General features: G+C 46.0%; 17 protein-coding genes and 1 riboswitch. Of the genes, 7 read left to right on the forward strand and 10 right to left on the reverse strand.

The features are described from left to right. Positions 1–173 precede the first annotated feature (173 nt). Positions 174–2,879: an endonuclease MutS2 gene (locus tag QUA58_RS17825; RefSeq protein WP_333395137.1), complete on the forward strand. Its 2,706-nt coding sequence runs from the start codon at positions 174–176 to the stop codon at positions 2,877–2,879. Positions 2,880–3,038: 159 nt separating this feature from the next. After that, positions 3,039–3,980, forward strand: a complete 942-nt coding sequence (locus QUA58_RS17830) for a site-specific DNA-methyltransferase (protein ID WP_333395110.1) — start codon at positions 3,039–3,041, stop codon at positions 3,978–3,980. Here the strand turns inward: QUA58_RS17830 and QUA58_RS17835 are convergent. Next, positions 3,943–4,491 carry a hypothetical protein gene (locus tag QUA58_RS17835; protein WP_333395112.1) on the reverse strand — a complete coding sequence of 183 codons (549 nt, stop codon included), beginning with the start codon at positions 4,489–4,491 and terminating at the stop codon, positions 3,943–3,945. The genes QUA58_RS17830 and QUA58_RS17835 overlap by 38 nt on opposite strands. Next, the gene (locus tag QUA58_RS17840) at positions 4,484–4,696 is read right to left on the reverse strand and encodes a helix-turn-helix transcriptional regulator (protein WP_333044298.1); all 213 of its coding nucleotides are present in this window, start codon (positions 4,694–4,696) and stop codon (positions 4,484–4,486) included. Before QUA58_RS17840 ends, QUA58_RS17835 begins: the two co-directional genes overlap by 8 nt. A 384-nt stretch (positions 4,697–5,080) precedes the next feature. On the opposite strand from QUA58_RS17840, the gene QUA58_RS17845 reads away from it, so the two are divergent. Further along, positions 5,081–5,686 (forward strand): DUF3038 domain-containing protein, encoded by a 606-nt coding sequence (locus QUA58_RS17845; RefSeq protein ID WP_333395114.1) that lies wholly within the window; start codon positions 5,081–5,083, stop codon positions 5,684–5,686. A 108-nt stretch (positions 5,687–5,794) separates the two neighbouring features. Continuing rightward, the gene (locus QUA58_RS17850) at positions 5,795–7,399 is read left to right on the forward strand and encodes a DUF4335 domain-containing protein (protein WP_333395116.1); all 1,605 of its coding nucleotides are present in this window, start codon (positions 5,795–5,797) and stop codon (positions 7,397–7,399) included. Positions 7,400–7,702: 303 nt separating this feature from the next. Here QUA58_RS17850 and QUA58_RS17855 read toward each other — a convergent pair whose 3' ends face one another. The 3 genes from QUA58_RS17855 to QUA58_RS17865 form a co-directional block, all read right to left on the reverse strand. After that, positions 7,703–8,086 carry a VanZ family protein gene (locus tag QUA58_RS17855; RefSeq protein ID WP_333309939.1) on the reverse strand — a complete coding sequence of 128 codons (384 nt, stop codon included), beginning with the start codon at positions 8,084–8,086 and terminating at the stop codon, positions 7,703–7,705. A 293-nt stretch (positions 8,087–8,379) separates the two neighbouring features. After that, positions 8,380–9,732, reverse strand: coding sequence for a DUF3370 domain-containing protein (locus tag QUA58_RS17860; protein ID WP_333395117.1), 1,353 nt, complete (start codon positions 9,730–9,732; stop codon positions 8,380–8,382). 137 nt (positions 9,733–9,869) lie between these two features. Further along, the gene (locus QUA58_RS17865) at positions 9,870–10,793 is read right to left on the reverse strand and encodes a nucleoside hydrolase (protein ID WP_333395119.1); all 924 of its coding nucleotides are present in this window, start codon (positions 10,791–10,793) and stop codon (positions 9,870–9,872) included. A 79-nt stretch (positions 10,794–10,872) separates the two neighbouring features. Here QUA58_RS17865 and QUA58_RS17870 point away from each other — a divergent pair, with 79 nt between their 5' ends. Next, positions 10,873–12,834 (forward strand): S9 family peptidase, encoded by a 1,962-nt coding sequence (locus QUA58_RS17870; protein WP_333395121.1) that lies wholly within the window; start codon positions 10,873–10,875, stop codon positions 12,832–12,834. A 237-nt stretch (positions 12,835–13,071) separates the two neighbouring features. Further along, positions 13,072–13,290, forward strand: a complete 219-nt coding sequence (locus tag QUA58_RS17875) for a hypothetical protein (protein ID WP_333254593.1) — start codon at positions 13,072–13,074, stop codon at positions 13,288–13,290. A gap of 217 nt (positions 13,291–13,507) precedes the next feature. Here the strand turns inward: QUA58_RS17875 and QUA58_RS17880 are convergent, their stop codons facing one another. The 4 genes from QUA58_RS17880 to ntrB all read right to left on the reverse strand — a co-directional run bounded on the left by QUA58_RS17880 (position 13,508) and on the right by ntrB (position 17,881). Then, complete coding sequence (locus QUA58_RS17880) at positions 13,508–14,293, reverse strand: universal stress protein (RefSeq protein WP_333395123.1); 786 nt, start codon at positions 14,291–14,293, stop codon at positions 13,508–13,510. A 46-nt stretch (positions 14,294–14,339) separates the two neighbouring features. Further along, the gene (locus tag QUA58_RS17885; RefSeq protein ID WP_333395125.1) at positions 14,340–15,179 is read right to left on the reverse strand and encodes a nitrate ABC transporter ATP-binding protein; all 840 of its coding nucleotides are present in this window, start codon (positions 15,177–15,179) and stop codon (positions 14,340–14,342) included. Between the two features lie 270 nt (positions 15,180–15,449). Continuing rightward, positions 15,450–16,880, reverse strand: a complete 1,431-nt coding sequence (locus QUA58_RS17890) for an ABC transporter substrate-binding protein (protein WP_333395126.1) — start codon at positions 16,878–16,880, stop codon at positions 15,450–15,452. Between the two features lie 152 nt (positions 16,881–17,032). Then, complete coding sequence (gene ntrB / locus QUA58_RS17895; RefSeq protein ID WP_333395128.1) at positions 17,033–17,881, reverse strand: nitrate ABC transporter permease; 849 nt, start codon at positions 17,879–17,881, stop codon at positions 17,033–17,035. A 99-nt stretch (positions 17,882–17,980) separates the two neighbouring features. Beyond that, positions 17,981–18,193: riboswitch (cyclic di-AMP (ydaO/yuaA leader) on the reverse strand. Between the two features lie 175 nt (positions 18,194–18,368). Here ntrB and QUA58_RS17900 point away from each other — a divergent pair. Further along, the gene (locus tag QUA58_RS17900) at positions 18,369–19,562 is read left to right on the forward strand and encodes a sensor histidine kinase (protein ID WP_333254584.1); all 1,194 of its coding nucleotides are present in this window, start codon (positions 18,369–18,371) and stop codon (positions 19,560–19,562) included. 121 nt (positions 19,563–19,683) lie between these two features. On the opposite strand, the gene QUA58_RS17905 is transcribed toward QUA58_RS17900, so the two are convergent. Beyond that, a complete protein-coding gene (locus QUA58_RS17905; RefSeq protein WP_333395130.1) occupies positions 19,684–21,021 on the reverse strand; it encodes an ArsB/NhaD family transporter in 1,338 nt (445 codons plus the stop codon). Between the last annotated feature and the right edge of the window lie 154 nt (positions 21,022–21,175).

Here is a 21,175-nt window from a genome sequence, read left to right on the forward strand (position 1 = left end):
GTAATTAATGGTACATCAGAGCTTTCTGCCGAAAGACTGCTGAGGGCGATCGCAGATACTTTCTCAAATTGCGCCAGGAAACAATAAAAAACTTTAAAATCAATTAATAGTATCGTTAAATTCACCTTCTCGGTCAGCGCCTGAGAATGCCAATTACCAACACCACCTCAACTTTGATTCAAGCCGAAACACTAGAACTATTAGAATGGCCGCGCCTGTGTCAGCACTTGGCTACCTTCGCGGCCACCAAACTCGGCGTTGCCGCCGCCCTCGACCTCGAAATCCCGGCAACTCAAGCTCAAACAGCAGAACTCCTAGCCCAAACTCAGGAAGCTTATCAGTTAGAGAGCCGCGCTGGCGGTGCTTTGAGTTTTGAAGGAATCCAAGACATCGGCACTTCCCTGCAGCGAGCCGAACTGCAAGGTTTGCTCAGCGGCGAAGAATTGCTGGCAATTGCTACTACCCTCGCTGGAGCAAGGCAATTGCGCCGGATAATTGACTCTCAGCCAGATGTGCCGACGCTCAAAGAACTGGCAGCTCAATTGCGGACTTATCCCGAACTAGAGCAAGAAATCCATCGCTGTATAGACGATCGCGCTCAAGTAGCAGACAGAGCCACTCCTAAATTAGCAGGAATTAGAGTTCAAATGCGACAGTTGCGCGATCGCATTTATCAAATATTGCAGGGGATTTTGCAGCGCCAATCCAACGCCGTACAAGAACAGCTAATTACCCAAAGAAGCGGACGCTTTGTCATTCCCGTCAAAGCTCCCCAAAAAGATGCCATACCGGGCATCGTTCACGACTCCTCGGCCAGCGGCGCGACACTGTACGTTGAGCCCCACAGCACAGTCAATCTTAACAACCAAATGCGGCAGTTGCTCAGGCAAGAACAAGCCGAAGAAGAAGCAGTCCGCCGCGCCCTCACGGAGCAAGTCGCAGCAGTAAAACCAGATTTAGACAGATTGGTGGTGGTAGTTACAACTTTAGATTTAGCGGCCGCTAAATCGCGTTATAGTTTTTGGTTGCAAGCAAATCCGCCGAAATTTATCGAATTGGGAGAGCCAGAATTAGCACCAAAAAATCCCGAAACAGAAGATGAGGAAAAAGAGGAAAAAGAAGATGAGGAAAACTCAGAAAACAGTCAATTATTAATTCGCAACCTGCGATCGCAAATTACCCTGCGACAGTTGCGCCATCCTTTATTAGTTTGGCAGCAACAATACGAGCAAGGCTTTCCAGTCGTGCCGGTCGATTTAACGATCGGGCCGCACATCCGCGTCGTCGCCATCACCGGCCCCAACACTGGCGGCAAAACAGTCACCCTCAAAACCTTGGGATTGGCAGCTTTAATGGCGAAAGCAGGAATGTTTGTTGCCGCCCGCGAACCCGTAGAATTGCCTTGGTTCGACAATATTTTGGCCGATATTGGTGACGAACAATCTTTGCAGCAAAGTTTGTCTACTTTCTCCGGCCATATCCGCCGCATCAGCCGCATTTTAGAAGTTTTAGATGACAATAAATCGCAGGCTGAAGGGGAAGAAAATCCCCACCTTCCAATTAGTAATTCCCAACAGCAAGACCAAGAAGTCACAGATACACAGGACACTGTTTCTGCTCTCCCAATTCTCAAACCTAAATTACAAATTCCCCAACCCCAAATCCCAAATACTAATTCCCAATTACCAATTCCCAAATCTTTAGTTTTGTTAGACGAAGTAGGAGCGGGTACAGACCCCTCAGAAGGCAGTGCATTGGCGATCGCCCTGTTGAAATACCTCGCCCAACATTCCCTATTAACAGTTGCAACTACCCACTTTGGCGAACTCAAAGCCCTCAAATATCAAGACTCCCGCTTTGAAAATGCCTCAGTAGAATTTGACGACAATTCCATGCAGCCAACCTATCGCTTGCTGTGGGGAATTCCCGGACGTTCCAACGCCCTCACCATTGCCAAAAGACTCGGTTTGCTAGCATCCATAGTCGAAGAAGCTCAAACCTATGTCGGGGGAGCCTCTCAAGATGTCAATCAAGTGATTGCTGGACTCGAAGCACAGCGCCGGAAACAGGAAACCAAGGCCAGAGAAGCAACTCAACTGCTACACCAAACCGAAAAACTGCACAGAGAAGTTTCTCAAAAAGCAGCCGCTTTGCAAGAGCGGGAGCGAGAACTAAAAATAGCTCAGGAAGTGGCAGTAAATGAGGCGATAGGGTCGGCGAAATCAGAAATTGCTCAAATCATTCGTCGCTTGCAGTCGGGCAACCAGACGGCTCAAAATGCCCAAGAAGCGACAGAAACCTTAAATCAAATTTCCCAAAAACACCTGCCCTCTCGACAGCAACCGGCTAAACCCAAACCGAGTTTTATGCCGAAAGTGGGCGATCGCATCCGCATTCCCAGCTTGGGCCAAACCGCCGAAGTCCTCAGCGGCCCCGACGCTAACGAAGAGTTGAGCGTCCGGTTTGGGATTATGAAAATGACTGTCAAACTGGCAGAAATTGAATCCCTCGACGGTCAAAAACCGGAAACTAAAGCTCAATTAGCCAAGGTTGCAGCCCAAGCACAAGCACTCGCTACCGCTAAGGCCAAGCAAGCAGCGGCGGAACCTGCAAAACCCAATCCCGAAATTGCCATTCGCACTGCTAATAATTCGATCGACTTACGGGGTGCGAGAGTCTCAGACGCAGAAATCGAAATAGACAGAGCTCTTTCCAAGGCCGTGGAATACGGAGTCCTGTGGATAATTCACGGCAAAGGTACGGGACAGTTGCGACGCGGGGTTCACGAGTTCCTCGCGAATCACCCGCAGGTTTCCCGCTTTGAACTCGCCAGTCAAAAAGAAGGAGGTGCAGGTGTGACGGTTGTTTATTTGAAATAGTGAGGATTTACGCATTTCCGGTTGACTCGTAATTATATACTTGTGTGCGGCAAAACAAGTCGCAACGAACATATCATACTGATGCAACCGGAATGGATACTATACTGCAAATGTGGAATAATTAAGAGTTGATTTTCCACTTTACTAACTGCCTGACTAATGAAAAAAACTCCCTCAAATGAAGTTTTGGTTGGCGACTGTCGTGAAGTGATGAAGACCTTGCCAGAAAATTATATTTCTGCGTGTATCACTGACCCACCTTATAATTATGAATTTATTGGTCATAAATGGGATGACTCAGAAATTCAAAGGCGTATTGAAAGAGTCAATGGCAAGGGAAATAAAACCCTTGTTAAAAACATTCCCTATGGCAGTGGTTTAGCAGGTGGAGTCAGAAACGAAAAATGGTATCAAAGGAATCGCAACAACACTCTGGATTATGAAAAGTGGTGCTTTGAGTGGGGTGAGCAGCTTTTTCGGATCTGCAAACCGGGTGCGACAGTTTTAGTTTTCAACAGCACACGGACTGTTGCTCACGTACAAGTTGCACTTGAAAGTGCTGGTTTCTATGCGAGAGATATTCTTGTTTATAAAAGATCGAGTGGTATTCCTAAAGGTGTCAATATCAAACAACAGTTAGAGAAGAAAGGATATGAAAATTCTGAACAATGGGATGGTTGGCACAGTTGTCTGAGGAACGAATGGGAAGCAATCTGCGTACTTCAAAAACCACTGGTCAATAATTACTTGGAAACTCTACAGGAGTATGGTACTGGTCTATTTTATACTAAAGATCAGTTCGGTGGTTTTCAGTCAAATATTTTAGAAGGTATACAGCGTGAGAAAACCGAGGAGTTTAACGTCCATTGCACAGTTAAACCAATCGCTCTAATGAGAAAGCTGGTCGAAATATTTGTACCGCGTTTGGAAAATTCTATTCTAATCGATCCTTTCGCAGGATCGGGAACCACATTGCTGGCGGCGCAAGAATTTGGCATTAGGTATGTGGGCATTGAAATTGTACCTGACTACATAGAGATTATCAACAAGCGCCTTGATAGTTTCAGCGGTATACAGGGAATTCTCCCACTTTTTCAATAAGAAATGACTTTAAATCAAACCCGCTTATTGTTTTTATGAACTCAAACGAATCCTCCCCAGTGTAAACTTTCCAAGTCCCTACTTGGCACGCTGTAATAGCTGCGGGCAAATTATCTTGTCTGAGAATTAAAAATACGGGTTCGTAATTATAAGTACGAAGTAGTTGGCCATAAGATTTGAACTTTTTCAGCGTTCCAGAGTCTCCTGAGCCAATACGATATTTTGTATCTATTGCGTACCCATCAACAATCAGATCGCACGGCTCATCGCTTCCAACTTTAAATGCTGGCTGAAAGCTACTGCAATATGTTTTACAGGTTTCAGTAACTAACAATTGCCAACACATACCTAACTCACGTCCCCAATATTGCCTATTTTCTTTTTTTATTATTGGAGAAATACCAAACACATCCATTAAAATATCGTGTTCTTCATTCTCTTCTGCATAAATTTTTTCGGTAAATGAGTTTTGGTATCTTGCTAAAATTTGCTCTAGTCTTCTTTCAGTCATCAGCAGTTACCAGTTCAGCTAGACTAACGGATAATGCTTTGGCTATTTTGCTGGCATTAAGTAGCGTTATATTCCTTTCACCTCGTTCAACTGAACCAATATAGGTGCGGTGTAATTCCGATAGTTCTGCAAGCTGATCTTGGGAAAGATTTCTGAGCTTTCTGAAATGTCTAACTTTTTTACCAAATTGCTCCGTAATATCCATAGATGGCGCCAGATGAAGCAATGACAACTATAATCTGACAGACTATAAGTAGCGACAGACTATAAGTAGCATTCGAGAGCGCTAGGATATTTGCATTGATATAAGTCCCGATAGTTTCAAAGCACTGATTTGATTTCGGTCACTCTGCGGGGTAGGATGGTTAGAAGTAAAAATCTATGGGTTTTGCGGATTGTGATCGATCAAACTTGAAGCCGCAACTTTTAGCCCGCAACTCCGTCCAGCAGTTATGATTGCCGGAATCAAAGCAACGAGCTATGGAGACAAATTAACAGATGTGCTGTTGCCCACAGGCCGCAAAGCTTTTATCACTGCATACTGTTTGATATCCTGCCTCAACCTGTCTTAATTTCCCGTGCTGAAGCCATGCGCTCGACCGTAAAGCCCTCCGCTCCCACAAACGAAACGGGTCAATCTCCCAACTGGGAAGAATTGACCCGAAAAGCACCAGAACCTACCCAGTTGGACAACATTAAAGCCCAACTGGATTTAGTGCTGTTAGCCCTAGAAGCACTGGCAGAAATTGGCTCAGAGGCGATGCTCAAGGTAGCAGCCGAACTGAATTTAGAGCCAATGGTAGCCGATCGGGTAGCTTTGTGGCGGCTGCGCCAATCTAACCCGCTGCGGAAAGGCCAGGGAGGGCGCAAAAAACTCGATGTGGAGGAAGCTCGATCGCTAGTTTTGATAAGCTGTCATTTGGCAAAACAGCACCAAGCTTTAATCCGCCGCGCTGTTGCTTTGCTGGAACAAATGGCTGAGCAAAACCGCGAACCTCACACAGTCGCTTTGCTGGGAGACTATATTGATAGGTTCAGCAACACTTATGCCGATCGTATGGAAGATGCAGAAAATTTATCCGCCCGAGAACTGACTAATTTGGCGCTCAAACTCCTGATCGATTTGCTATTTTACAGCAGTCCCGGCGGTCACAGGCGACTCTGGCTGGCTCTTCTAGACCGCGCTAAGAATTAAACAACAGTCATTAGTCATTAGTCATTAGTCATTAGTCATTAGTCATTAGTCATTAGTCATCAGTCAACAGCCAACAGTCATTAGTCAACAGTCAACAGACTTCCTGCTATGGTTCTCAAACGGTTCACGCCCCCCACTTGCACGCTGGAAATTACAGCCAAAAGTTCGCCTCTATCTCGCTGGGCGGGCCAACCGGTGTTTAAATCTTTAAGTTTCGAGCTGCGACTCGACGACCCCAGGCTGCCAGATACCCAACACGTTACGCTTAGGGGCGATCGAATTCAACTCGAAACCCTCCACGAAGCTGTCAGCAACTACGTCCAAAACTTGCTCAGCGAATCCCGCGATTGGGAAAGCAACCTCAACTCTCAAACCGGCCTTACCGCAGCAGGCCCAGACTCGCCAGAAGTCGCGCGTAATGCCGTTATATTCGATCGAGCCGTCAACACTTCCGAACTAGCAACTTCCAACCCCTACTCTCTCCCAACTTCCTACCTTCCGGTTCCCCCCCGCTTAGAGCCCCGCGGCTTGCTCGCCCACAACTTGTTTTTAGGATCTTTGAGCGCCGCAGAATCCGGGCCAGTAGTTCCCTTGAGCACCCTGCAACTGTTTGACTTGGCCACAGCACTAGATGACTGCGCCGCCGAAGTGATCGCGCTTCCCAACCTCAACCGCGAGTCCCAACGGCCGCTGTCCTCACCCTGGCTCAAGGTGGCAGCCATGCTTGTCGCCAGCGCAGGCCTGACGACGGGAATTGTTAAAATGCTCGATCGGGCCGCCACCTCCCCGCAAACCGCCTCAGTCCCCGCCACCGCCCCCGCCAATCCACAATTCGCCCCCGTTCCTGGAAACCCCCAGCTAGCTGCAGGCGTTTCCCCCAGTCCAGTTCCCGCCCTACCGACACCCCCAGCACCAACACCCCCAGCCACACCCGGTTTACCGCCCCTGCCGCCCCCACCCATCAACACCGCCGCCTCCCCCAGCCCCAGCTTGCCCCCCATCGCCATCGCCCCAACCTCCCCAACCAACAAACCCAGCCCCATCCAGCAGCCACCCCTGCTATTTCCCGCCAACGGCAGCGCACCCAGCGCCCCACAGAGCGCCCCAGCATTCCCTCAAGGACAAACAATCACTATTCCCGCCCCCCAAGAACCGCCCATTTCCGACCTCCAAGCACCCGCACCAGTACCCTACCTGCTGCCCCCCTTACCGCCGAGACTAGCTCCCGCCGTACCGCCCCCCCTGCCGCCCTCCCTGTCTGCTTCCCGATTTCCCGTTCCCCCGCTGCCGCCCTTCCCTCGCTCCATCGAGCCGATTGTCCCCCCCGCCAGTACCGAACTCCCACCCCTTGAGGACGCTCAACCAACCACCGAGTCCGAGGACAACAACCAGGCTGCGGCGAGCAAAAAAAACCGCACTTTATTTGATACAATTCCTCAAGTTTCAGAAGCTAGAACTTACTTTGAGGAACGCTGGAAGCCTCCAGAAGGAATGGAACAAACTTTGGAATACAGCGTGCTGATCGATGAAACTGGGTCAATTCAAAGTATTGTGCCAATGGGAAAAGCCGCAGCAGATTATATCGAGCAAATTAATATGCCATTAGCCGGCGAGCCGTTTGTTTCTGCCGTGTCTAATGGGAAAAACCCGAAAATTAGAGTTGTTTTGCGACCAAATGGTCGAGTACAAACGTTTTTGGAAGAGAGTGATTGAACGCTCTTAAACACATTGTTCAGATTGGAAATTCCGGTTAATTGCTAATGTTAAACAAGTTCAAAAAAAATCAATTTTTAACTGTGGCAGCAGCAGCCAGCGTATTGACAGTTGCTCCAGTTTGTGCTGCAAATATTTCTTTACCCGTGCGGGCAGAGTCACCATTGACAAAAGTTGCTGACACTCGTCAACCGATGCTCATTGCACACCCTACAAACTTCCTTCTTCCTTCTTCCTGACATCCGTTACATCCGTTACAGAATCCCTTGCCGAACTTCCTTCTTCCTGCTTCCTTCTCTATCATCAATGCCCTTTTGTTCTATCCCAAACTTCTCCAATCCAATAAAAAACTGCAATCCCGCAAAAACTAAATAAAAAATCTTCAATACTAGCAGTACGATTTGGTAAAATCGCTTGCAGCATTTCTTCCGCCGCAGTGAACATAGTAAAAATTGCGGGTCCGAAAGGAATAGAATAATTAAACAAATTCATCTTTTTTTTGCCAGTTGCTCTATGGCACAAAAAAGATGCTATTCCGTACAAAATGAAGTGGCCGAGTTTGTCATAAGGCGGATGAGCGAGAGGAAAGTTGACTAAATTCCCCGTATCTGCTAAAAGCATGATACTGAGAAGAATTAAAACGTACAAAACACAGGCGATAATCCACAGTTTGCGTGATGGTTTCATCTTCTTAAAAATCAATTCTCTCTGTCGAACTCTTGATTCGGTTAAAACTGACATCTTGCACCATTCTCAATTACTTGTTTAGGAACAGGCAAGATGCCTGTTCCACAAGGAAATTTATCTCTTGTGTAACAGGCATCTTGCCTGTTCTTGACAATGGTGCAACATCTCAGTTTTAACCGACTTGCAGCTCTGATGCGGGGGTTTAAACCCCTCCGGGCTGAGGAAAAACGCGCAGTTTTTAATATCTCCTATAAAAACCTAAGTCTTTCAAAAAACCGACTAATTTTTAATGTTCAATTTTCCTGAGTTTTCACTGTCAAAACTTGCGGCGGTGACGCATCGGGCGGATAAATAAAATCCACTTCTACCAGCCGCTTTTCTCCCGATTTCATCTCTAATTTTACCAAAGGTTCCCCCTGCTGTCCCCGCCGCTGCACTAAATGCACGTAGCGAGTTTGAGGCACTTTATTGTCATCAGTATACCGCACTCTGACCGTCCCCCTAAAAAAAGTTTGAGGTGCCGGAGGTTCTAAAAAACTAAGTCCTCCTGAAGTTAATTTGTCTGTCTTAATTGGAGTTTGAATTGCGACAGTTACAGTTTGGTTGTTGCGGGTAGAATTGTACAGCGGCAAGCTGAGACTGTATTGAATTCCGTAATTGCCGTGGGCGCGGTATGCTGTATCTGGGTAGCGGACTAGCATTCTCGCACTTTGCACTTGATTTGTGCCCAGCATTCCGCGCGGGAGACTGCTTAATGCGTAGGAAAATGCTGTTCCGGGTTGGGGAGTTGCTAGGTTTGATGTGGCTTGGTTGTCTGAGAGAAGTGCTCGCCATTCTGAACCTAATGCTACACCGGCAACTCGGCCGTAGATTATTTGACCTTCGGTGATTTCTGGTGGTGTGGGAGTTCGATCGCGCGGCCCAGCTATATTACCATTGTCTAATAAGTTTTGCCATTCTGTCAAATTGGGCGATCGCTCGTTTCCCTGTGCGTCAACTCGGGCAAACATCGCCAGACTGGCAACATAGACTATACCATCGCTCTGCAACCGCATCAAGGTCGATCGACCGTTTAGCGGCGGTACCAATCCCCGCACGGGTATCGGATGATTCATCAACAGTTGGCTTTTTCCCGGTGGAATAATTAACTCAGGCCCAAACTCTGACTGTCTCCTTCCTCTGAGAATATCATTCACAGCGCGGCTTCCCGGCCCCGCGTAAATATTACTGTTTGAATTATCGACTTGTGGCGGCAATTCAATAAAAGGTGCATCGGGTTGACTGAGATAACTCGCAGCTTGCAATATATCTAATTTTACTGGTTTATTACCTGGATTATAAACAATTACTCCTTGATATAAGGTTCGCAAATCTTCCGGCGAAGGTGCGCGGGCGATGTGGTGGGTAAATATGTCGAAACGTCCTTGAAACGGAAAGTTTAAATGTGCCGCCGGAAATCTTTTACCATCCGGGGCAAATGTCGAAAGCAAAATTCCTTCTTGCAGCACTAATTCTGGACTGTTGCTGTTAAATACTGGTATGTTGTCTAACTGTCCGGGGAGATGTCGCACTTCTTGGATTTGGAGGATTTCTTGAGGTGCGGGAGGGGTTTGGGCTAAGGGGATAATTGATAGAATTGGCAGCATTTTTGAGAGGAGTTTTTTTTACCGCAGAGGGCGCAGAGGGCGCAGAGGAAGAGAGGGAAGAGAAGGGCCCGCAAATATTCGCGTTAGGGTGGGTTTTGTACGGAGATTTTGCTCGCTTATAGCAGATATTGTGATTTTTACCTCGCCCACTGTTGTAATATGTATTTGTAAAATTGGGCGGTGTCTACTTGATCCATTGCTTGAATTTTTCGACCTCCCGTTTTAACTTTTGTGCGTCCTTGGCTGATGCCTTCGGTGATAATTTCTGTTTCCCATTCTCGCAGTTGGTAAAATTCTGGATGCGCTAAATAAGCAGTTGCCAAAATGTCCCAAAAATAGTAATCTTGAGATATTGCTAGGGCATAACACTGTCCTGCTAAGTCGGAAATGGGATATTTGCGCTGTTTTGCTAAGAGATTGGAAAATTCTACAGTCAGCGGTACATTATTAGTGATATCTAAAGGACACATGACAACGGGAATTTGGGTTTGCCAAATTCTCTCGATTGCTATCGGGTCCCAGTAAGCATTCCATTCCGCCGACATATCTTGTCCGGGTTCCATATCTTTGCTAACATTGCCGATAACATTGAGGGCGCCTCCCATCCAGACAATTTCTTGAATTTTGCTTTCAATTTCTGGCGCGATATCTAAAGCTTGCGCTACTGTTGTTAACGGCCCCGTTACCATTAATGTGACTGGTACGGCTGCGTCTTGCAAAACTCGCACCATAAAGTTTTGTCCGGGTTCTGATATTAACGGCGTGTCAATGGTTCCTTTTTCATTTAGAATGGGAAGTCGATCGCACGCAAAGGAATCTCGCCGAAACAACACCGGAAAAGGGTTCAGTCCCCGCACCGTACTCGCCGCCACCGGAACTTCAGAACGCCCCATCAAATCAAGGATTTTGCGCGTTGCACTCACGGCTGGTTGAATGTAGCAGTCGGCGGGAGTGACAATTACTCCCAGAGTTTCCACTTCCTCCATTGTCATCAGCAACACGACTGAGAGATAGTCGTCAACTGCACCGTCGTGATCCATTAGTACGAGTTTTTTAGACATTTTGCTTCCCCGGTGACTGAATTACTGTAAACTACAAATATTAATTTTTTTGTTCGAGAAACACAACTGCCTCAACTATATGAATACAGTATCACCTTACGGCTCTTGGAAATCACCTATTTCTTCTGATTTAATTGTTTCTGGAACTGTCGGACTCGGACAAATTGCGATTGACGGCAATGATATTTACTGGGTTGAGGGAAGACCTTCGGAAGCGGGGAGAAGCGTCCTCGTGCGGCGCACTCCCGATGGTAAAATCAGCGACGTGACACCGCCTCCTTTTAATGTTCGCACTCGCGTTCACGAATACGGCGGCGCTGCTTTTGCCGTTGCTGGCGGTGTTGTCTATTTTTCTCATTTTGCCGACCAACGTATTTATTCTCAAGCGTTAGATTCTCAACCCGAACCTCTGACACCTGCTGCTAATTCTTGCTATGCAGATGTGATAGTTGACAAGCAAAGAAATCGCCTGATTTGCGTGCGCGAAGACAATGCAGGTGAGGGCGAAGCTGTCAATAGTATTGTTAGCATTAATTTAGATAACGGCGAAGATATTCAAATCTTAACTCAGGGCAATGATTTTTATGCTTCCCCTCGTTTAAGTCCAGACAATTCTCTACTTTCCTGGATTTGTTGGAACCATCCAAATATGCCGTGGGATGGCACAGAATTGTGGGTTGCAGAAATTAATGCTGATGGTTCTTTAGGTGAAAAATACTTAGTTGCTGGCGGTGTTGAAGAGTCGATTTTTCAACCGGAATGGTCGCCCGATGGAGTTTTGTATTTTGTTTCTGACAAGTCTAACTGGTGGAATTTCTACCGCTGGCAATCTAGAACCCCCCTCAATCCCCCCTTGGTAAGGGGGGAAGCAGAGATAAAAACCAGCTTGTGCGAAATGGCGGCTGAATTCGGACTTCCTCAGTGGGTTTTTGGAATGTCTACTTATGCCGTTGTCTCGGAAAGCAAAATTATTTGCACCTACACTCAGCAAGGCCAGTGGTATTTAGCGAGTCTTGATTTAACGACAAAGCAGTTGACAACAATTGAAACGCCTTACACTGATATTTCGTCGGTCAAAGCGCGGGGAGAAACTGTTGTTTTTCTCGCAGGTTCGCCGACTGAATCTACGGCTATTGTACAACTAAATTTAGCAACAAGTCAACTACAAATTTGGCGGAAATCGAGCGATTTAAGCATCAATTCTGGTTATTTATCTGTACCGGAACCGCTCGAATTTCCCACGGAAAACGGTTTGACTGCTTTCGGTTTCTTTTATCCCCCAAAAAATCAAGATTTCGCAGCACCTGCGGGTGAAAAACCGCCGCTTGTCGTCAAAAGTCACGGCGGCCCAACTGCTGCTACTTCTAGCAGCATGAATTTGAAAATTCAATATTGGACGAGTCGCGGTTTTGCCGTGCTCGATGTTAATTACGGCGGTAGCACTGGTTACGGCCGAGAATACAGAAGAAGACTGCAAGATAGTTGGGGAATTGTCGATGTTGACGACTGCGTTAACGGTGCTAAATATTTAGCTCAAAAGAATTTAGTTGATGGCGAAAGAATGGCGATCGCCGGAGGCAGTGCAGGGGGGTACACTACTCTGTGTGCTCTTACTTTTCGCGATGTGTTTAAGGCCGGTGCAAGCTATTATGGAGTTAGCGATTTGGAAGCTTTGGCAACGGATACTCACAAGTTTGAAGCGCGCTATCTGGATGGATTGATTGGGCCTTATCCTGAACGAAAAGATTTGTATGTAGCTCGTTCTCCCATTCATTCTGCCGAACGTTTATCTTGTCCTGTTATCTTCTTTCAAGGATTAGAAGATAAAGTGGTTCCGCCCAATCAAGCGGAAATGATGGTAGAGATATTGAAAGCTAAAGGTTTGCCGGTTGCTTATGTTGCTTATGAAGGGGAACAGCACGGTTTTCGCCGCGCTGAAAATATCAAAAGAACTCTTGACGGCGAATTCTATTTCTATTCCCGGGTGTTTAAGTTTGAGTTAGCTGAACCTGTGGAGGAAGTACAGATTTACAATCTTTAGAAAAAATTAAGTTTTCAGTTGTTCTGTTTGCGCTCAAACGCAACTGCAATCCTTAACATAATTGGGAAATATAAAATGTGATTTAGTTCACAATTTTTGCTGTTGGCTATCACAAATTTTTACTGTTTATTGTCACACCTTTTAAGGGAATATACTTACAAAATATAAGAGTGCGATCGCCCTCTGTTACCGAAGAAACGCCCGATCGCGCGATCGTCAAGTTGAGACTCAATCTCTATGCAAACTCCTGTCAACCTGATTCCATCTGCTTTGGGCGAGCTGTTTGCCGAAGTGAATCATACAGGCTACATTACTTTAGCTGATAGATACGGTTTGATGGCGGCTATTTTTGACGAAACTTTAACTGAGGAAGATAAACGCTCGATCGATCGCCTCCTGCGTTCTGTGTGCCGGGGAAGGATAAAATTAGTTAACGAACTGTCTAGGATCAGGTAAATGTCGATAATTTTCCTTAACTCTAATTTTAAACATCTCAATAATCAAAAAAAAGTCCCAATTGTCTCGTAATTGAGACTTGGAGCGAGGAAACTATTTTGAATTTTTTATCGAGATAGGACTAAGGCAAAAAAATAGTCTGACGCGCTACATAAAGTCGTAGGGTGCGCACTGCGCACCTTACATAATTAGGTTCCGCGTCCAGCACTGAACAAGTTTAACGTACAGACATAGCTGTAGCGAACTGCAACTTGCTCAAACTTTCTTCAGGCCCAAAATCCATCTGATAAGTGAGTGCCGAAGGAATCCCGAGCACGCAGCAGGGAAAATTATTGCCTAGTTCCCTAACCAGCCGATGGTTGCCAGAACCACAGCCCAAAAACAGTAAATTTGCTGATTCTAATTCAACCACATTTCTCAGTTCTGTAGCAACCCGCCCAATGCGTAAATGAGCTTTGAATAAACCGCGCCACTCCTCAGCCAAACAGCGCGCTTGCCACAGCAACTTATCTGCTACCTCGTACTCATTATTTTGACCATAAATTGCTTGGAAATAATGCGGATCAATCAAAGTTTTTTGCTGGGATACCGATGGGATTTCGGTTGGTAAGGCGAGCCCAGGCGCTGCACAATTAAGGGCGAATGTTTCCTCTAAATCAGACACTTTCTGCTGTGCGGCCAAGGCATTTGCTACAGCCAATTTGCAAGTATCTTCGCGGTAACTTTTTGGCGATTCGTCGATCACGTAGACGACTTGAACCGTGACTTCTTTAGTTGTTACTAAACGAGTTTGATGCGCCATCCAAAGGGTAATATCTAGAGCTATTTGACTTTGGGGAGAACTGTTGTAACCGACAATAAAATTGATTGTTTTTGCCTGTTTTGGCGATTTTGATTTTTTAGAAACTGGTAATGTTGGCTCCGGCAGCAACACCATTTCTTCTGCTAAATTTTGATATCCCAATGCACTTTCAAAACGCGCTAACATTGTTTTGAGCTTCACAGGCTTGACCTCTCTTAAGTGAATTGTTTGGTCTGTCCGTCGGGCGTTATTCGTCTTGGGTAAAGTAGCGATCGAGAAAATTCAAAGCATAGTTGCGGAGTTCGTAATAATCCTTCGATTCCCGCAACTCCTGGCGATCGCGCGGGTGTGCAAACGGCACTGACAAAATCTCCCCTATTGTCGCAGCCGGGCCGTTTGTCATCAGCACAATACGATCGGACATATATATAGCTTCATCCACATCGTGAGTAATCATCATTGCAGCTTGTCTGTGATTTTCCCAGATGTCCAGCACCTGTTTCTGCAACTTGCCGCGAGTCAGAGCATCCAACGCTCCAAACGGTTCGTCCATTAATAACATTTTCGGTCGAATCGCCAAAGCTCGCGCAATCCCAACCCGCTGTTTCATGCCCCCTGAAATTTCGTCTGGATATTTATCGGCTGCCGATGTTAAGTTTACCATTGCTAGGTGTTCGTTGACAAGACTAATCTTCTCGGAACGGCTAAGACTTTGCAAAACTTCATCAACTGCCAGCCGAATATTTTCCCGCACCGTCAGCCAAGGCAGCAATCCGTAGTGCTGAAATACCATCATGCGATCGGCTCCCGGTTTGCGAATTTCTTTTCCTTCGAGGCGCACCATTCCCGCACTTTGTTTTTCCAAACCTGCCACTATTTTTAGCAGCGTTGATTTGCCGCACCCGGAGTGACCAATTACCGAAATATATTCGTTTTCTCCAATACTTAAATTGATATTTTCCAAGACGCTAAATTCGCTACCGTCAGCAGTTTTATACGACTTGAACAAGTTGTCAATTTCCAGGAATTCCGATTTGGTCTTGACTTGGCTGCTGGCTTCGAGAGAAGTAGAAAAGTATTGAGTCACGGTATTCTCCTAAAAAGTAGTAAAGTGTTAATTTGATTTTCTCCCGGTTGCGTAATTCCTAAAATCTAGGACTTATGCACGGGTGCGTCGAAACCTGGTTTTTCAACCCAAATACTTGTTTAAAACCCTCACTCTCGGTGAAAAAACCCGGCTTCTTTGTTCGCGTTGCGTAATTCCTAAAATATTTTAGTCGGTTTCAACCGACTTTAGCTATTAGCGAGAGACTTAAGTCCCTGGCGCCACGGTAGGAAAAGCGTAAAATCTCAAACATTAAGACTGAAAAAAAGACTGAGGGCGGTTTGCTCGAATTTCAAAACTATTCAAATAACCCACCGGATCGCTAGGATCAAATGCCTTTTTATCAATGAAAAGTTCTGCCGATTCCACTTGGTAATCCTCCTTGGGACAATCGATCGCCATTTCGGCAACAATCTTGCGGTAAAGGTCGGTTCTCCAAGCTTTTTTAGCTAGTTCCTCAGCATTTTTTGGCACTTCTTTAATCTGTCCCCAGCGAGCGGCTTGAGTCATCAACCAAATACTCTGAGACTGCCACATAAATGTTGAATGATTTCCGGGTATTTGAGGTAAATTCTTAGGAATGTCATAGAAAATAGTTGCATCTTGCGATGGTATGGTGCGGTCTTTTCCGTCAAACCCTCCATAGTTGTAGTCGCCCACTATTGCCGGTCGCGTAAATTTGTCGATCGCCCCTTTTTTCGGTTTCGCCCCCGTAAACGATCGCTCAGTCAGCAGCGCCGATATTTCACTGCGATTTTCCGGCTTGCTGCAATACTGACAAGCTTCCACCATTGCCTTAACCAGCGAGTAATAAGTCTTCGGATTTTCCTCAATGAAAGATTGCATTACTCCCAAAAGGCGATCGGGATGTCCCAGCCAAACTTCCTTGCCTTGCACGAAGGTGAAACCCACTCCCAAATTGCCTTGAATTGCCCGCGTATTCCAAGGTTCGGCCACCATGTAAGCCTGCATCGCGCCAATTCTGATATTAGTTACCATCTGCGGCGGCGGCACAATAATTACCCGAAATTCTTTGAACGGATCGACACCGGCAGCCGCCGATATGTAGCGGACAAAGTATTCGTAAATCGCAGAACTCAGAACCACTGCCCAAACTCTTTTTTCCGGTGGCTGACTGTCAAAAAAAGCGCGAAATTGTTTGCCAAATTCTTCCAAATTGCCGTTGTATTCGTGCCACGGGCGCAAACCGAAATCCCACATAGCTTTGTTCATCGTCATGGCGTTGCCGTGGCGGTGAATTGTCATTGCGGCGCACAGGGGTGCGTGCCGCGCTCCTTCTGCGCCAACTCGGGCGTTTGTGACGGCGCCGGATACAACTGGGGAGGCGTCGAGGCGGCCGAAGATTACGCCGTCGCGGGAGGTTGCCCAGCTTGCTTCGCGGTTGAGTTGGACGTTTAAACCGTATTTGCGGAAAAAGCCTTTTTTCCAGGCGATCGCAAATGGTGCACAATCGTTAACCGGCACGTATCCTACGGTTAAATTTGGTTTTTCTAAGGTTCGGGAATCGACAACCGGCTTTACGGCTAAGGCTTCTTCTGTGAGTCCTTTTGCCGATCGATCCGCGCTAATTCCACAACCAGATAAAGCCATTCCCGCCGCCACCGAGCCCATTCCTTGCAAAAACTCTCGGCGCTTCCATTCATTGGAAAACTTGTCACTCATATTTAATTTGACTAATGACTGCTAACTGTTAACTGTTGACTGTTGACTGTTAACTGTTGACTGTTGACTGTTAACTGTTGACTGTTGACTGTTGACTGTTGACAACTGACAACTGACAACTGCTTTCCTAACAACTGCAAACTGCAAACTGACTAATGATTAATGATCGGTCGATGCGTTACCCATTCCTGAACTTTGTCAACAGCAGCGTCGAGCAACAATCCAGTTAAGCCAATTACAAACACCGCTAAAAATACCGAACTCAGGTTCAAACGGCTCCATTCATCCCACACAAAAAAGCCAATTCCCACACCGCCTGTCAGCATTTCCACCGCCACAATCACCAGCCAAGCAATCCCCAAACTAATCCGCAAACCTGTAAAAATGTATGGCAAACTCGCCGGCCAAATTATTTTGGTAATCCGCCTCCAGCGCGGCATTTCCAACACTCGCGCCACATCCAGATAATCCTGGGAAACGCTAGACACTCCCAAAGCTGTGTTGATAATTGTCGGCCACAAAGACGTGATGAATATGACAAAAATTGCCGACGGCTCTGCTAAATTAAAAATCGATAAAGCTATCGGCAGCCACGCTAGCGGCGACACCGGTTTGAAGATTTGAATCAGCGGATTGAGCGCCATCATTGCCGGTTTCGACATCCCGATCAGAAATCCCACAGGAATCGCAACTGCTGCACCCAGCAAAAATCCCACCAACACCCGTCGCAAACTCGCTAGCAGCAGCCAGCCAATGCCTAAATCTCCAGGCCCGCGCTGATAAAATGGATGCAATATGTAATCTAAATTAGCTATTAACGCCTGATACGGAGTGGGAATCAAATCGCTGTTGAAGCTGGCAACAATCCACCACAAGCCAAGAATTCCCAAAAAACCTGCAGCAGGTAACAAAACAGCATCTCGGATGACAACGGGTTTTACACGCTTCCACGTTGCAACTCCTGCAAGTGCGATCGCAGATAAATTAAGCTGTATGAACATTTCAATCTCCTTCAGAGTCAGGGCAGGTACAAGAATCTTGAACAATACCAACCTGAGACACTGACGAAGCCAAACTATCTTGTTCAGAAAGTTGGCTTTTCAGTCTCTTCTCAATGCCTGCGAAGTTAGCTGACGGGCTAGGACTGAGAGATGTCCTTCTCCTTAGATTTCAAAATCAAAAACTACACTCAAATTTGGCAATTTTTAACTTTGCTTTTTAATTCTGTAGAGATTCGCCCCGAAAATTGGTTCCTCCGCTCCCGCCAAACGCTTGGTTTTATCGCGCAGTGCTGGATTAGGCTTGACTTTTTAAGCCAATTTATTAAAATAAGCTAGCACGAGCTTATAATTTTGTCAATACGTCTTTAGGAGTAGCTATTGCTGCTCAGCGAAGCCCAAAAGTTGAAAGAAAATTCAAAAAGTTAATTATTAAATTAACCTAGAGAGATAAAATGCGATTGTTGAATTGATTTATATATTAAGGGCCATGATTGATTTTAGCCAAGCGCTACAAGCTCAAATTGACATAATTACCGAAAACTGGATCGAAGCTGTTCGCGCCGACGACCAAATCGAAACCGCCAAGCAACTCACCTACACTTCCGTGCGCGACAGCCTTCCCATTGTACTGCAAGCGATCGTAACTATGCTGTCCGAATCAGAAGAAAGCGATATTCGGACACTCATAGAAGAAAGTTTAGAACACGGAACTCTCAGGGCAAAACAAGGCTACGATGCTGAAGAAATTGCGCGGGAATACCGCTTGCTGCGGAGGGTAATTTTCGATGCTTTAGAGCCAGAATTGCTAAAAGGCTCAGCCGCTGAAGTGAGCCGAGCTTACCGCTTAATTGACACTGCCCTCGATGAAGTAATTGCTAAATGTTTCAAAACCTATACTCAGGAAAGATTGCAAGGACTACAGGATTTGCAAAACCAATTGCAGCTTACAAATCAAGAGCTGATTCGCTTGCTTAGCGCCAGTCAAGAGAATTTATCTCACTTAGCTCACGAATTGAAAACTCCCCTCACCTCTATTATTGGTTACTCAGAATTGTTTTTGCGTCAACGAAACAATCCTGGACTTAAAGATTCTGCTCCCAATTTGGCACATATTGATAAAGTCCTCAGCAACGGTAGACGGTTACTTAGATTAATTAACGATACTCTCGAAATCTCGCGGTACGACGCGGGACGCATAAAATTGCAGCTAACTGCGACAAATGTGCGATCGGCGATCGGGACTGTTGTCGAAATAATCGAGCCTTTGGCTAAAGAAAAAAATTTAGAGATTGTCGTTGAGTGCGCTCCGGTTCTCGATCAAGTTATGACAGATTACTTGCGCTTGCAGCAAATTGTCACCAACTTGGCGAGCAACGCCATTCGCTACACCGAAGCTGGTACTATTACCATAAAAACCGAATTATTGTCAGACAAACATTGGAGTATCTGCATCAGGGATACAGGAATTGGCATGGCTTCAGAAGACTGCGATCGGATTTTTCTGCCATATTTTAGAGCCGACAACTCCCTGAGCTCTGGCATTCCTGACAGTACCGGCTTAGGGCTAGCAATTGTCGCTCGATTAGTCAACCTCTTGCAAGGTAAAATCGAATTAGTTTCTGAATTAGGAGTTGGCTCCTCCTTCACTGTAATTTTTCCCTTAGAATTGGATGAATTTTAGATGACTGTTAACTGTTGACTGTTGACTGTTGACTGTTAACTGCTGACTGTTAACTAATGACTAATGACCAATAACTAATGCCCAATGCCCAATGCCCAATGACTAATGACTAATGACTTCTTCAAATCAGAAACCGAATCGTTACATAAACAGCCGCACTTATTAATTGCAGCGCCATCACAGGCAGCCCGTAATGCAGAAAAGTTTGAAAAGAAATCCGGCGCCCGTGCAGTTCAGAAATTCCCGCCGCCACTATATTAGAAGAAGCTCCTACCAAAGTGCCATTTCCGCCTAAAGTTGCTCCGTACATCATCGCATAAAACAGTGGCAGCACAGCAGGTGGAAACTGCCCTGCAAAATCCGGAGCCAGAACCTCTGTCGGCGCGAGCCCGATATTGACAACATACTGTTTTAGCAGCGGCACCATCGCCACTACCAGCGGAATATTTGGCACCACGCTCGACATCAAACCCACAAAAAATAACAAAACTAAAGAACCAAGAAAAATATTTTTACCTAAAATCACTGCTAATATTCCAGATATATTGCCGATTACTCCGGTTTTTTCCAAACCGCCAATCAGCACAAAGATAGACATAAAAAATAGCAGCGTGCTCCAATCTAAATCCCGCAAAATATTATTAACAGAATCAATTTGGGAATGGTGAGCTAAAAGCATTGCCAAAGCAGCCCCCAACAAAGCAACGGCTGCCGGTGAAATAGGCACGGGCAACGACTCTCCCACTACAAAAAATGTCAGCACGAAAGCTATAATTACACCGCCCACTGCTAAGACTCGCGGGTGATTGATTTTGGGCTGTGGCAAGTGTTCCAAATCGTCTAAGTTTTTGTGCCAAATTTCGCGGAACAACCAAGGCAACATAACTACTATCACTCCTACTGAAATTGCCCCGCCCAAACTTAACTTTACCAGGTAATCTGCAAAGCTCATGTTAATAGCATCGCCGACAATGAATGTCGCCGGATCGCCCACGATTGTCAGCAGTCCCGAACTGTTAGCGACAAATACCATTAAAATTAGCAGGGGCACAAAATCTACACCGACTTCTTCGGCTATTGGCGGAATTAATGGTGCTAGCAGCATGACTGTCGTGGCATTGGGCAAAACTGCACAAATTGGGGTAGTAATCGCAACAATACCCAGCAAGAGATTTTTGCCTTTGCCTTTAGCCAAAAGCACAATTTGAGTTGCCAGGTATTCAAATACTTTGGTAGGCTCAAAGGCTCTCACCATTACCATGACTCCAAAAAATAAGCCCAGCGTGGCGTGACTCCGACTGATATATTCGATCGCGTTGTTTAACGTCATCACGTGGGTAAAAACCAGAATCACCGCTCCCAGAAATGCCGCAACTGTGAGGTGTATCCATTCTGTAACTATTAAGAAAATTACACATATAAATGTTGTTGCAGCAATCACAGCTTGCACGTTTTCCATTTAGTCCCCTGAAAAAAATAAAATTTAAAAATTAAAAACTCTCGGTTCGAGTGACTATACTACTTTCTGGCTCTTCTGTCAATAAATTTAAGTGCTGATTTTGGCAGCAACAAGCTGGGATCGACCCCTAGAGAGAGATCCGGCACAGGGAAAA

It is taken from the genome of Microcoleus sp. N9_A1, assembly GCF_036701795.1.
Taxonomy (GTDB): domain Bacteria; phylum Cyanobacteriota; class Cyanobacteriia; order Cyanobacteriales; family Microcoleaceae; genus Microcoleus.

Bases quoted from the DNA above. Each gene is read 5' to 3' on its own strand.
- QUA58_RS17830 (WP_333395110.1), top strand. From the start codon at position 3,039: ATGAAAAAAACTCCCTCAAATGAAGTTTTGGTTGGCGACTGTCGTGAA.
- QUA58_RS17835 (WP_333395112.1), bottom strand. From the start codon at position 4,491: ATGACTGAAAGAAGACTAGAGCAAATTTTAGCAAGATACCAAAACTCA.
- QUA58_RS17840 (WP_333044298.1), bottom strand. From the start codon at position 4,696: ATGGATATTACGGAGCAATTTGGTAAAAAAGTTAGACATTTCAGAAAG.
- QUA58_RS17845 (WP_333395114.1), top strand. From the start codon at position 5,081: ATGCGCTCGACCGTAAAGCCCTCCGCTCCCACAAACGAAACGGGTCAA.
- QUA58_RS17850 (WP_333395116.1), top strand. From the start codon at position 5,795: ATGGTTCTCAAACGGTTCACGCCCCCCACTTGCACGCTGGAAATTACA.
- QUA58_RS17855 (WP_333309939.1), bottom strand. From the start codon at position 8,086: ATGAAACCATCACGCAAACTGTGGATTATCGCCTGTGTTTTGTACGTT.
- QUA58_RS17860 (WP_333395117.1), bottom strand. From the start codon at position 9,732: ATGCTGCCAATTCTATCAATTATCCCCTTAGCCCAAACCCCTCCCGCA.
- QUA58_RS17865 (WP_333395119.1), bottom strand. From the start codon at position 10,793: ATGTCTAAAAAACTCGTACTAATGGATCACGACGGTGCAGTTGACGAC.
- QUA58_RS17870 (WP_333395121.1), top strand. From the start codon at position 10,873: ATGAATACAGTATCACCTTACGGCTCTTGGAAATCACCTATTTCTTCT.
- QUA58_RS17875 (WP_333254593.1), top strand. From the start codon at position 13,072: ATGCAAACTCCTGTCAACCTGATTCCATCTGCTTTGGGCGAGCTGTTT.
- QUA58_RS17890 (WP_333395126.1), bottom strand. From the start codon at position 16,880: ATGAGTGACAAGTTTTCCAATGAATGGAAGCGCCGAGAGTTTTTGCAA.
- ntrB (WP_333395128.1), bottom strand. From the start codon at position 17,881: ATGTTCATACAGCTTAATTTATCTGCGATCGCACTTGCAGGAGTTGCA.
- QUA58_RS17900 (WP_333254584.1), top strand. From the start codon at position 18,369: ATGATTGATTTTAGCCAAGCGCTACAAGCTCAAATTGACATAATTACC.
- QUA58_RS17905 (WP_333395130.1), bottom strand. From the start codon at position 21,021: ATGGAAAACGTGCAAGCTGTGATTGCTGCAACAACATTTATATGTGTA.